This window comes from Streptomyces roseifaciens (assembly GCF_001445655.1).
Classification (GTDB): Bacteria; Actinomycetota; Actinomycetes; order Streptomycetales; family Streptomycetaceae; genus Streptomyces; species Streptomyces aureoversilis.
In genome coordinates, this window is sequence record NZ_LNBE01000004.1 from 3,071,219 (window position 1) to 3,083,507 (window position 12,289).

Below are 12,289 nucleotides of genomic sequence, written 5' to 3' on the forward strand. Positions count from 1 at the left end.
ATCCACTCCGTCCCTGGGCCCTCCCTGATCGTCCCGTGTCAAGTCAATCGCGTGGAGGTGCGGTTGAGTTCATTCCTTGGGGTGGCGAATGGTGGCGTTTACTGGACTGCTCTCGCGTCAGCCGTGATCGTAGGATTACTTTCGGTGCACGAACCCATGGGAGATGCGCCCCACCGGTGGGTATGCCGGAGGCATGAACCGTCTCGTCGCCCGGCCGGAATTCCTCGCGGCCCGGGGGTGCATCGCCGCACGGGCCGCCGCAAAAAGCGGCAAGCTGTGCGTGGTTCACACGGTTCACGCACAGACAGCAGAGTTCGGGATGGGGGCTTCCAGGTGGGCGGCAACGGCAGCGGCACCGGCGGTGCCGAGAAGGCTGACAAGCGCCCCAACGAGCAGTTGGGCTCCTGGTTCCTGCGCAGCGGATGGTCCAAGGGCGAGCTCGCGCGGCAGGTCAACCGCAGGGCACGGCAGTTGGGAGCCCACCACATCAGCACGGACACCTCGCGCGTGCGCCGCTGGCTCGACGGCGAGCAGCCGCGCGAGCCCATCCCGAAGATCCTCTCCGAGCTGTTCTCCGAGCGCTTCGGCTGCGTCGTCGGCATCGAGGACATCGGCCTGCGCTCCGCCCACCAGTCCCCGTCCGTCTCCGGCGTCGACCTGCCCTGGGCGGGCCCGCAGACCGTCGAGCTGATCAGCGAGTTCTCCCGCAGCGACCTGATGCTCGCGCGGCGCGGCTTCCTCGGCGCCTCGCTCGCCCTGTCCGCCGGCCCCGCCCTCATCGAGCCCATGCAGCGCTGGCTGGCCCCCGGCCCCGCCGGCAGGGACGGCTCCGGCGCCGCGCAGGACCGCACCCCGCGCGCGGGCCGCCTCTCCGGCCCCGAGCTCGACCTCCTCGAGTCGACCACCATGATGTTCCGCCAGTGGGACGCCCAGTGCGGCGGCGGTCTGCGCCGCAAGGCCGTCGTCGGCCAGCTCCACGAGGTCACCGACCTCCTCCAGGAGCCCCAGCCCGAGGCCACCTCCAAGAGGCTGTTCCGGGCCGCCGCCGAACTGGCCGAGCTCGCAGGCTGGATGAGCTACGACATCGGCCTGCACCCCACCGCCCAGAAGTACTTCGTCCTGGCGCTCCACGCCGCCAAGGAAGCGGGTGACCGCTCCCTCGGCGCGTACATCCTCTCCAGCATGGGCCGTCAGATGATCCACCTCGGCCGCCCGGACGACGCCCTGGAGCTCATCCACCTCGGCCAGTACGGCTCCCGGGAGACGGCCACCGCGCGCACCCAGGCGATGCTGTACGCCGTGGAGGCCCGCGCGTACGCCAACATGGGGCAGCCCTCCAAGTGCAAGCGCGCGGTCAACATGGCGGAGGACTGCTTCTCCGACTGCTCCTCCGGCGACGGCGATCCCGACTGGATCCGCTTCTTCTCCGAGGCCGAGCTCAACGCGGAGAACGCCCACTCCTACCGCGACCTCGCCTACGTGGCCGGCCGCAGCCCCACGTACGCCTCCCTCGCCCGCCCCAAGATGGAGCGTGCCGTCGAGCTCTTCGCGCAGGACACCGAGCACCACCGTTCGTATGCGCTCAACCTCATCGGCATGGCCACCGTCCATCTGATGGAGGGCGAGCCCGAGCAGTCCACGGTCCTCGCCGGCAAGGCCCTCAAGATCGCCAAGCAGGTGCGTTCGGAGCGGGTCAACAACCGGCTCCGCAAGACCGTCGACAATGCCGCGCGTGATTTCGGGGACGTCGCCGAAGTCGTCGCCCTCACCGAGCAGATCACCGTCCACCTGCCGGAATCGGTGGAAGCCGTTCAAGCGGTCTGACCACCACCCGGCCCCCGTACCCGGCCGCGACGCTCCTCCCGAACAGCCCGACTCGGCTCCCCCACGCCAGGTCACGCCGGGCGGACGTCGCGGCCGGCCCCGTGCGCCGGCGCGAGCGGCGCAGGGGCGGCGAAGGTTAGCGGCGATCACCCGCCCGCCCTGGCCGATTCACCCGGGCGTAACACTCCCGCCGTCTTCGTCACTGCGGCGAAACAACCAGCTGCATCGGCTGAAATCCCGCTGCGCCAACCTCATGGCGAAAACCGGCCCGCTCGGGCCGCCGCTTCGAGGAGACACCGACCATGAATGGCGCGGATACCGCATTCGTATTGATCAGTGCCCCACTCGTGATGCTGATGACACCGGGGCTGGCCTTCTTCTACGGCGGCATGGTGCGGGTCAAGAGCGCCCTGAACATGCTGATGATGTCGTTCATCTCGCTCGGCATCGTCACCGTCCTGTGGGTGCTCTACGGCTATTCGCTCGCCTTCGGCGACGACGTCGGCGCAGGACTGCTCGGCGATCTCGGCCACATCGGCTTCAAGGGCATCACCCCCGAGACCCTGACCGGAGGCAAGGAAGGCATTCCCGTCTTCGCCTTCGCCCTCTTCCAGCTGATGTTCGCCGTGATCACTCCGGCGCTGATGAGCGGGGCGCTCGCCGACCGCGTGAAGTTCAGCGCCTGGGCCCTGTTCATCACCCTCTGGGTCTCGGTCGTCTACTTCCCCGTCGCCCACTGGGTCTGGCAGGCCGACGGCTGGCTGTTCAAGCTGAAGGTGATCGACTTCGCGGGCGGCACCGCCGTCCACATCAACGCGGGCGTCGGCGCCCTTGCCGCGGTCCTCGTCGTCGGCAAGCGCATCGGCTTCAAGAAGGACCCCATGCGCCCGCACAGCCTGCCCCTGGTGGTGCTCGGGACGGGCCTGCTGTGGTTCGGCTGGTTCGGCTTCAACGCCGGCTCCGCGCTCGCCGCCAACGGCGCCGCCGCCAACATGGCCATGAACACCCAGGTCGCCACCGGCGCCGCCATGCTCGGCTGGCTCGCCTACGAGCGCATCCGGCACGGCGCCTTCACCACTCTGGGCGCCGCCTCCGGCGCCGTCGCGGGCCTCGTCGCCATCACCCCCTCCGGTGCCGCGGTCAACGCCTTCGGCGCCCTCCTCATCGGTGTCGTCGCCGGCGCGGTCTGCTCCTGGGCCGTCGGCCTGAAGTTCAAGCTCGGCTTCGACGACTCCCTCGACGTCGTCGGCGTCCACCTCGTGGGCGGCGTCATCGGCACCCTCCTCGTCGGCCTACTCGCCACCGACGGCGTCGGCGGCCTCACGCAGCTCGGCCGCCAGGCCATCGGTGCCTTCTCCGTCATGGCCTACTCGTTCACCGTCTCCTGGCTGCTGGCCAAGCTCGTGGACAAGACCATCGGCTTCCGCGCCACCGAGGAGGACGAGATCAGCGGCATCGACCAGGTCTTCCACGCCGAGACCGCCTACGACCACACCGGCGTCGGCGCCGTCACGCGCACCGCCGCGCCCGCCCTTCACCGGCCGGCCGCAACCCCCGAGCAGGCCGACCGGGAGCAGGCCGACGGGGAGCGGGCCGACCAGGAGCAGGCCGCCGCTCCGAAGAACAAGAAGGTGGACGCATGAAGCTCATCACCGCGATCGTCAAGCCCTTCCGCGTCGACGAGATCAGGGAGGCCCTCCAGACCTTCGGGGTCCAGGGCCTGACCGTCAGCGAAGCCAGCGGCTACGGCCGCCAGCGCGGCCACACCGAGGTCTACCGCGGCGCCGAGTACCGCGTGGACCTCCTCCCCAAGGCCCGCATCGAGGTCCTCGTCGAGGACGACGACGCCGAGGACGTCATCGACGTCATCCTCAAGAAGGCCCACACCGGCAAGATCGGCGACGGCAAGGTCTGGGTCGTCCCCGTCGAGACCGTCGTCCGCGTACGCACCGGCGAGCGCGGCCCCGACGCCCTCTGAACCCCGCCAGCCCGCCGTGAAGGGAGCCGAGTTGACCGACCCGCAGACCTGCCCCGCCGACTCGGAACCCAGCGGCTACGCGGCGGCCCGGTTGCGCCTCCTGCACCAGGGGGCGCTCACCGGGCCGCCGCGCCGCGCCGCCCTCGCCCGTCTCACCGACCAGTGGCTCGGCGCCCTGCTGGGCGAGACGCGGGGCGTCGCCCTGGTCGCCGTCGGCGGCTACGGGCGGGGCGAACTGTCGCCCCGCAGCGACCTCGACGTCCTCCTGCTGCACGACGGCACCGCGGACATCTCCAAGATCGCGGCCATTGCCGACCGCGTCTGGTACCCCGTCTGGGACATGGGGCTCGCCCTCGACCACTCCGTGCGCACCCCCGCCGAGGCCCGCCGCACGGCCGCAGGCGACCTCAAGGTCCACCTCGGCCTCCTCGACGCCCGCCACCTCGCCGGCGACGAACAGCTCACCGCCGCACTGCGCACCACCGCCTACGCCGACTGGCGCGCCCAGGCCCCCGCCCGCCTCGCCGAGCTGCGCGAGCTCGGCGAGGAGCGCACCCGGCACCAGGGCGAACTCCGCTTCCTCCTCGAACCCGACCTCAAGGAGGCACGGGGCGGCCTCCGCGACGCCACCGCCCTGCGCGCCGTCGCCGCCTCATGGCTCGCCGACGCGCCCCGTGCGGGGCTCGAACGCGCCCGCACGCACCTCCTCGACGTCCGCGACGCCCTCCACCTCACCACCGGGCGCGCCACCGACCGGCTCGCCCTCCAGGAGCAGGACCAGGTCGCCGCGGCCCTCGGCCTCACCGACGCCGACCGCCTCCTGCACGGGGTGTACGAGGCCGCCCGTACGGTCTCCTACGCCGCGGACGTCACCTGGCGGGAGGTCGGCCGGGTCCTGCGCGCCCGCTCCACGCGGCCCCGGCTGCGCCGCATCCTGGGCGGCCGCGGGGGGCGCGGCGGCTTCGTCGAGGTCGAGCGGCTCTCCCTCGCCGACGGCGTCGTGGAACAGGAGGGCGAGGCCGTGCTGGCCCGCACCGCGCGGCCCGAGCGCGACCCCGTGCTGGCGCTGCGCGCGGCCGCGGCGGCGGCTCAGGCCGGCTTGCCGCTGTCGCCCCATGCGGTGCGCCGCCTCGCGGCCTCCGCGGGCCCCATGCCGCAGCCCTGGCCGGCCGATGCCCGCGAGCAGCTCGTGACCCTCCTGGGCGCGGGGCCGCCCACCGTGCCCGTCTGGGAGGCCCTCGAAGCCGAGGGGATCGTCTCCCGGCTCCTGCCCGAATGGGAGCACGTGCGCTGCCGCCCCCAGCGCAACGCCGTCCACCGCTGGACCGTCGACCGGCACCTCGTCGAGACGGCCGTACGGGCCGCCGCCCTCACGCGCCGCGTGGGGCGCCCGGACCTCCTCCTCGTCGCCGCCCTGCTGCACGACATCGGCAAGGGCCTGCCCGGCGACCACTCCGTCACGGGCGAGACCCTCGCGCGTGACATCGCCCGCCGGATCGGCTTCGGCACCGCCGACACCGACGTCCTGGCCACGCTCGTCCGGCACCACCTGCTGCTCATCGACACCGCCACCCGGCGCGACCTCACCGACCCGGCCACCGTCCGGACGGTCACCGACGCCGTGACGGACACGGCCACGCTGGAGCTCCTGCACGCCCTCACCGAAGCCGACGCCCTCGCCACGGGGCCCGCCGCATGGAGCGCCTGGCGGGCATCGCTCGTCGCGGACCTCGTCCGCCGGGCCACGGCGGCCCTCGCGGGCGGCGGGGAGGAGGGGCCCCGTGTGCCGGGCCCGCTCGCCCCGGAGGTGCTCCGGCTGGCCCGCGAGGCGCTCCGTACGGGCGGACCGGCGCTGACCCTGGAGCCCCGCCCGGAGGGCACGGTGCCGTCAGAGGACGGCGCCCCGGCCCCGGTCGGCATGGAGCTGCGGATCGCCGTCCCCGATCAGCCCGGCGTCCTGCCCGCGGCCGCCGGCGTCCTGGCGCTGCACCGCCTGACGGTGCGGGCCGCGGACCTGCGAGCCGTGGACGGGGCGCTGCTGCTGAGCTGGCGGGTGGCGGCCGAGTACGGTGCCCCGCCCGAGGCCGCCCGTCTGCGCAACGACCTCGTGCGCGCCCTGGACGGCTCCCTCGACGTCCCGGGCCGCCTGGCCGAGCGCGAGGCCGCGTACAGCAGGCGCCGGCGGGGCGTGGTGCATGCCCCGCCGAGCGTGACCGTCGCCGCGGTGGCCTCGCACGGGGCCACGGTCCTGGAGGTGCGCGCCCAGGACGAGCCCGGCCTCCTGCACCGCATCGGGCGGGCCCTGGAGGAGGCGGGGGTGTGGGTGCGCAGCGCCCGCGTGAGCACGCTCGGGGCGAGTGCGGTGGATGCGTTCTACGTGACCGCCCCGGACGGGGCCGCGCTCGCGCCCCGTGCGGCCTCCGCGGTCGCCCGCGCGATGGAGGAGGCGCTGGGCGGCTGACCGGACCGGGAGGGTGCGGATACCCTTGGGGGTCAGCCGCCGACTTGACACTCAACAAGAAGGATCCGCGACCACCGTGTTCGATACCCTCTCCGACCGCCTCGCAGCGACTTTCAAGAACCTCCGGGGCAAGGGCCGCCTCTCCGAGGCGGACATCGACGCCACCGCGCGCGAGATCCGTATCGCCCTGCTCGAGGCGGACGTGGCCCTGCCCGTCGTCCGTTCGTTCATCAAGCAGGTCAAGGAGCGGGCGCTCGGCGCCGAGGTCTCGCAGGCCCTCAACCCCGCCCAGCAGGTCATCAAGATCGTCAACGAGGAGCTCATCGGCATCCTCGGCGGCGAGACCCGGCGCCTGCGCTTCGCCAAGACCGCGCCGACCGTCATCATGCTCGCCGGTCTCCAGGGTGCCGGTAAGACGACGCTCGCCGGCAAGCTCGGCAGCTGGCTGAAGGCCCAGGGCCACAGCCCGCTGCTCGTCGCCTGTGACCTCCAGCGCCCCAACGCCGTGAACCAGCTCAGCGTCGTCGCCGAGCGCGCCGGCGTCGGCGTGTACGCGCCGCAGCCGGGCAACGGCGTGGGCGACCCCGTCCAGGTCGCCAAGGACTCGATCGAGTTCGCCCGCACCAAGCAGTACGACATCGTCATCGTCGACACCGCCGGCCGCCTCGGCATCGACGCCGAGATGATGCAGCAGGCCGCCGACATCCGTGACGCGGTCTCGCCGGACGAGATCCTCTTCGTCGTCGACGCCATGATCGGTCAGGACGCGGTCAACACCGCCGAGGCCTTCCGCGACGGCGTCGGCTTCGACGGCGTGGTGCTCTCCAAGCTCGACGGCGACGCCCGCGGCGGTGCCGCCCTGTCGGTCGCGCACGTGACCGGCAAGCAGATCATGTTCGCCTCCAACGGCGAGAAGCTGGACGACTTCGACGCGTTCCACCCGGACCGCATGGCGTCCCGCATCCTGGGCATGGGCGACATGCTCAGCCTGATCGAGAAGGCCGAGCAGACCTTCAGCCAGGACGAGGCCGAGAAGATGGCGGCCAAGCTGGCGAAGGGCCCCAAGGAGTTCACGCTCGACGACTTCCTGTCGCAGATGGAGCAGGTCCGCAAGATGGGCTCCATCAGCAAGCTCCTCGGCATGCTGCCGGGCATGGGGCAGATCAAGGACCAGATCAACAACCTGGACGAGCGCGACGTCGACCGCACCGCCGCGATCATCAAGTCGATGACCCCGGCCGAGCGCCAGGACCCGACGATCATCAACGGCTCGCGCCGGGCCCGCATCGCCAAGGGTTCGGGCGTGGACGTCAGCGCCGTCAAGAACCTGGTCGAGCGGTTCTTCGACGCCCGCAAGATGATGTCGCGCATGGCGCAGGGCGGCGGCATGCCGGGCATGCCGGGTCTGCCGGGCATGGGCGGCGGCGCCGGCCGCAAGAAGAAGCAGCAGAAGCAGGCCAAGGGCAAGCGCCAGAGCGGCAACCCGATGAAGCGCAAGGCCGAGGAGCAGGCCGCGGCCGCGCGCCGCGAGCAGCAGGGGGCCGGTGCCCTGGGCCTGCCCGCGGGCCAGGACGCGAAGGACTTCGAACTGCCGGACGAGTTCAAGAAGTTCATGGGCTGACCCAACGGTCCCGGAAAGCATCGTGCGGCACCCCCGCGCGGCGCCCGCCCCGCAGTACGTCACAGCCCCCCGCGGCCGAGCAGGCCGCGGGGGGCTGTCGCATGCACTGCGCTAGGCGCGGGCTATCAGATAGCGGAAGACATTGGGCATCCACACCGTGCCGTCACGGCGCAGGTAGGGGTGGAGCGCCTCGGAGAGCTCCTTGACGACCTGCTCCTCGTCGGTGGCGCGGACGGCCGCGTCGAAGGCGCCGGTGGAGAGCATGCCGCGCACCGCGCTGCCCATGTCGGCATAGCCGTAGGGGCACGCCACGCGCCCCGAGCCGTCCGGCCGGAGCCCGGCCTGCTGGGCCAGGTTCTCCAGGTCGTCGCGGCCGCACGGCCGCCAGCGCGCCGGCGCGCACATGGGGTCCGCGAGCCGGGCCGCGACTCGAAGCGCCCCCGACGCCGCGCAGCGCTCCTGAGGGCCCCAGCCCGCCAGCACCACGGGGGCGCCCCGCTCCGCGCACGAGGCGGCCCGGGCCAGCGCCGTGGCCATGCCCTGAGCACTGCCGCCCGCGCAGTACAGCGGGTCGAAGGCAGTGACGAGGCTGAAGGGCGGGCCGTCGGCGTCCATGACGCTCTCGGGGGCCCCGTGCCCCAGGCGCGCGGCGCCGGCGCCCTCGGGCAGCAGCCGCTCGCGGGCGAGGGCGAGCCGGCGCCCGTCCGGGTCCACGCCGGAGACCGCGGCGCCCCGGGACGCCGCCATGAGCAGGGCCAGGCCGGAGCCGCAGCCCAGGCTGAGCAGCCTGGTGCCGGAGCCGACCTCCAGGCGCTCGTACACCGCTTCGTAGAGCGGCACCAGCATCCGTTCCTGGATTTCCGCCCAGTCGCGGGCCCGAGACTCGGGCGACGAAGAGGACGGCCGGTGCCGCCGTACGAGCGTAGGTGTCATGGAAAGCGCCCCAATCCGCCGAGAGACGTGTGCATGCCCGATCCGCCGCCCCCCGTGTACTGCCGTGCGCACTGCTGGAGAAAGCACCCCCTTGTGCCAGGGAACTGCTCATCGGTTCCCGAGTCCAGTGGAAGGCGCCGGCACGTTCCCGTACGCCCACGATGGCATGTGCCGGGCGCATCCGCACGGGCGCCGCAAGGGGGCGCGGACCCGTCGGGGGCGGCGTACGAAGGGCGCGGGGCGGGGCGAGGGGAGCGGATTCACGCTCCGACGGATCGGCCCCGTACCATTCGCACCATGGCAAAGGCTCCCATTCTCACCCCCCAGGCGGACGACTTCCCGCGCTGGTACCAGGACTTGATCAACAAGGCCGAGCTGGCCGACAACGGCCCGGTGCGCGGCACCATGGTCATCCGACCGTACGGGTACGGGCTCTGGGAGCGCATGCAGCAGGAGATGGACGCGCGCATCAAGGACGCGGGCGCCTCCAACGCGTACTTCCCCCTCTTCATCCCGCAGTCGTACCTGACCCGCGAGGCCGAGCACGTCGAGGGCTTCGCCCCCGAGCTCGCGGTCGTCACGCACGGCGGCGGCAAGGAGCTGGAGGAGCCGGTCGTCGTCCGGCCCACCTCCGAGACGATCATCAACGAGTACTTCTCCAAGTGGGTGCAGAGCTACCGCGACCTGCCCCTGCTGATCAACCAGTGGGCCAACGTGGTCCGTTGGGAGATGCGCCCGCGCGTCTTCCTGCGCACGAGCGAGTTCCTCTGGCAGGAGGGCCACACGGCGCACGCCACGTACGAGGACGCGCGCGACTACGCCGCCCGCATCCACCGCGACGTCTACTACGACTTCATGGTCAACGTCCTGGGCATCGACGTCGTCCTGGGCCGCAAGACGGCCAAGGAGCGCTTCGCGGGCGCGATCAACACCCTCACCCTCGAGGGCATGATGGGCGACGGCAAGGCGCTGCAGATGGGCACCAGCCACGAGCTGGGCCAGAACTTCGCCAAGGCCTTCAACACCTCGTACCTGTCCAAGGACGGCCACCAGGAGCTGGTGTGGCAGACGTCCTGGGGCGTCTCCACCCGCATGGTGGGCGGTCTGATCATGTCGCACGGCGACGACAGCGGCCTGCGCGTGCCGCCGCGCCTGGCGCCGGTCCAGGCCGTCGTCCTCGCGATCAAGGGCGACGACGCCGTCATCGCCAAGGTGCGCGAGATCGGCGACCAGCTGAAGGCCGCCGGGATCCGGGTGCAGGTCGACGACCGCACCGACACGCCGTTCGGCCGCCGCGCCGTGGACTGGGAGCTCAAGGGCGTCCCGGTGCGCATCGAGGTCGGCCCCCGCGACCTGGAGAACGGCACCGCGATGCTGGCCCGCCGCATCCCGGGCGGCAAGGAGCCGGTCCGTCTCGAGGAGCTCGTCGGGCTGCTGCCGAAGGTCCTCGAGGAGGACCAGGCGCTGCTGCTGAGTCAGTCGCGCGAGCGCCGCGAGGCCCGTACGACCGACGTGACGACGATCGAGGAAGCCGCCGAGGCCGCCGTGGCCGGCGGCTGGGCGCGGATCCGCTGGGCCGACCTGGGCCCGGAGGGCGAGGCCAAGCTGGCCGAGCAGGCCGTGTCCGTGCGCTGCCTGGTGGCCGAGGACGGCTCGGTGCCGGAGGCGGACGACGCCCCGGGCACGATCGCGATCGTGGCGCGCGCCTACTAGGCACCGCGCCGGGGGCCTCGCCCCGTGCGGCACCGTGGGGGCGACGAGCCCTGCCGCGGTGCCGCCGTCGTTCACGCTCCGCGGGGCGCCTTCGGGCGCCCCGCTGTCCGTAGGGGCGCACGCCCCCCGGTGCGCGCTTACTGATGAGTCAGTACGTCCCGGGTTGCGAACGGGTGCGCGGCTTCTCCATAGATCTGCGCACCCGCCCTCGTCAGGACGCATGAGCGTGAAACTGACTGGTACGTGCAAATTATTTGGGATGGCCCGGTATCGGAACACCGGGCGGTCCCGGCTCGTTGTCACGACGTGAGCACGACACCACCTGTTCTCGCCGCAGAGCTGGCGCAGGCGTGGGCCGACATTCAGCGGCACCACCCCGAGCTGCCGGATCTTGCCGCGCCCGAATCGCTGATCGGGGAGTCGTCGTCCGCATGCGGCGCCGAGCTCTCCTTCGAACGGCTGCTGCACGAGGCAGTGCACGGCATCGCGGCCGCCCGCGGTGTCCGTGACACCTCCCGCGCAGGCCGCTACCACAATCGCCGGTTCCTGGCGATCGCCGAGGAGCTCGGACTCGACCACAGCGAGGATCCGCATCCCAGTAGCGGCTTCTCCCTGGTCGTGCTCAACCCGGAGGCGCGCAAGCGCTACCGCCCCACCATCGACAGACTGCAGCGCGCCCTCAAGGCGCACACGGTCGCCACCACCGCTGACACCTCGCGGACGTTCCGCGGGCCGGCGGCACGGCACGGCTCGTCCGGCGGCGGGGTACGGGTCAAGGCGGTGTGCGACTGCGGCCGGAACGTGCGGGTCGTGCCCTCCGTGCTCGCCCAGGCGCCGATCATGTGCGGCGGCTGCGGGCAGCCCTTCCGGATCCCGGAGGCGGTCACGGTCGGCTGACCTGGAGGGGTGTGGCACAATGGGACGCTGTACTCGACAGTCGCATAGGACCCCTCTCTCCTCCGGCTGGCGCGTCCATCGGGCATCCGAGTACCGCAACCCCACGTGGCATCTCGTTGTGCCCAACCACGTCAAGACCAGGAGACACCACTCCCGTGGCAGTCAAGATCAAGCTGAAGCGTCTGGGCAAGATCCGTTCGCCTCACTACCGCATCGTCATCGCCGACTCCCGTACCCGCCGTGACGGCCGGGCCATCGAGGAGATCGGTCTGTACCACCCGGTGCAGAACCCCTCGCGCATCGAGGTCGACTCCGAGCGTGTCCAGTACTGGCTGGGTGTCGGCGCGCAGCCGACCGAGCCCGTCATGGCCATCCTCAAGGTCACCGGCGACTGGCAGAAGTTCAAGGGCCTGCCGGCCCCGGCCCCGATGCTCGTCGCCGAGCCGAAGAAGGACCACAGCGGTCTCTTCGACGCCGTCGTGAGCGCCGCGGGCGAGGCGAAGGGTGAGGCCATCACCCCGAAGGCGAAGAAGTCGGAGAAGAAGGACGAGGCCGCTGAGGCCGAGTCCGCTGAGTCGACCGAGGCCTGAGGATGCTCGAGGAGGCCCTTGAGCACCTCGTGAAGGGCATCGTCGACAACCCCGACGAGGTGCAGGTCGCTTCGCGCAACCTGCGCCGTGGGCGCGTGCTGGAGGTCCGGGTTCACCCGGACGACCTCGGCAAGGTGATCGGCCGCAACGGCCGCACCGCTCGTGCCCTGCGCACCGTCGTGGGCGCCATCGGCGGCCGTGGCATCCGCGTCGACCTCGTCGACGTGGATCAGGTCCGCTGAGAAGCGGTTGAGCACCGGCACGGGCCGGGA

General features: G+C 72.0%; 10 protein-coding genes. 9 read left to right on the plus strand and 1 reads right to left on the minus strand.

Annotated elements, in window-relative coordinates; all coding sequences use genetic code 11:
* Positions 1-333 precede the first annotated feature (333 nt).
* The 5 genes from nsdA (at position 334) to ffh (ending at position 7,884) form a co-directional block, all read left to right on the plus strand.
* A complete protein-coding gene (gene nsdA / locus AS857_RS30995; RefSeq protein ID WP_058046469.1) occupies positions 334-1,824 on the plus strand; it encodes a transcriptional repressor NsdA in 1,491 nt (496 codons plus the stop codon).
* 302 nt (positions 1,825-2,126) lie between these two features.
* Positions 2,127-3,467, plus strand: coding sequence for an ammonium transporter (locus AS857_RS31000; RefSeq protein ID WP_058046470.1), 1,341 nt, complete (start codon positions 2,127-2,129; stop codon positions 3,465-3,467).
* Positions 3,464-3,802 carry a P-II family nitrogen regulator gene (locus AS857_RS31005; RefSeq protein ID WP_058046471.1) on the plus strand — a complete coding sequence of 113 codons (339 nt, stop codon included), beginning with the start codon at positions 3,464-3,466 and terminating at the stop codon, positions 3,800-3,802. Before AS857_RS31000 ends, AS857_RS31005 begins: the two co-directional genes overlap by 4 nt.
* 31 nt (positions 3,803-3,833) lie before the next feature.
* Complete coding sequence (locus AS857_RS31010) at positions 3,834-6,263, plus strand: [protein-PII] uridylyltransferase (protein ID WP_058046472.1); 2,430 nt, start codon at positions 3,834-3,836, stop codon at positions 6,261-6,263.
* Positions 6,264-6,339: 76 nt separating this feature from the next.
* Positions 6,340-7,884, plus strand: coding sequence for a signal recognition particle protein (gene ffh / locus AS857_RS31015; RefSeq protein ID WP_058046473.1), 1,545 nt, complete (start codon positions 6,340-6,342; stop codon positions 7,882-7,884).
* Positions 7,885-7,995: 111 nt separating this feature from the next.
* On the opposite strand, the gene AS857_RS31020 is transcribed toward ffh, so the two are convergent.
* The gene (locus AS857_RS31020; RefSeq protein WP_063278445.1) at positions 7,996-8,817 is read right to left on the minus strand and encodes a methyltransferase domain-containing protein; all 822 of its coding nucleotides are present in this window, start codon (positions 8,815-8,817) and stop codon (positions 7,996-7,998) included.
* Between the two features lie 297 nt (positions 8,818-9,114).
* Here AS857_RS31020 and proS point away from each other — a divergent pair, with 297 nt between their 5' ends.
* From proS to AS857_RS31040, 4 genes are all read left to right on the plus strand, one after another.
* Positions 9,115-10,530 (plus strand): proline--tRNA ligase, encoded by a 1,416-nt coding sequence (gene proS / locus AS857_RS31025; protein WP_058046475.1) that lies wholly within the window; start codon positions 9,115-9,117, stop codon positions 10,528-10,530.
* 306 nt (positions 10,531-10,836) lie between these two features.
* Positions 10,837-11,427 carry a hypothetical protein gene (locus tag AS857_RS31030; RefSeq protein WP_058046476.1) on the plus strand — a complete coding sequence of 197 codons (591 nt, stop codon included), beginning with the start codon at positions 10,837-10,839 and terminating at the stop codon, positions 11,425-11,427.
* Positions 11,428-11,582: 155 nt separating this feature from the next.
* A complete protein-coding gene (rpsP, locus tag AS857_RS31035; protein ID WP_030369333.1) occupies positions 11,583-12,017 on the plus strand; it encodes a 30S ribosomal protein S16 in 435 nt (144 codons plus the stop codon).
* 2 nt (positions 12,018-12,019) lie between these two features.
* Complete coding sequence (locus tag AS857_RS31040) at positions 12,020-12,259, plus strand: RNA-binding protein (protein ID WP_020868149.1); 240 nt, start codon at positions 12,020-12,022, stop codon at positions 12,257-12,259.
* Positions 12,260-12,289: the final 30 nt, after the last annotated feature.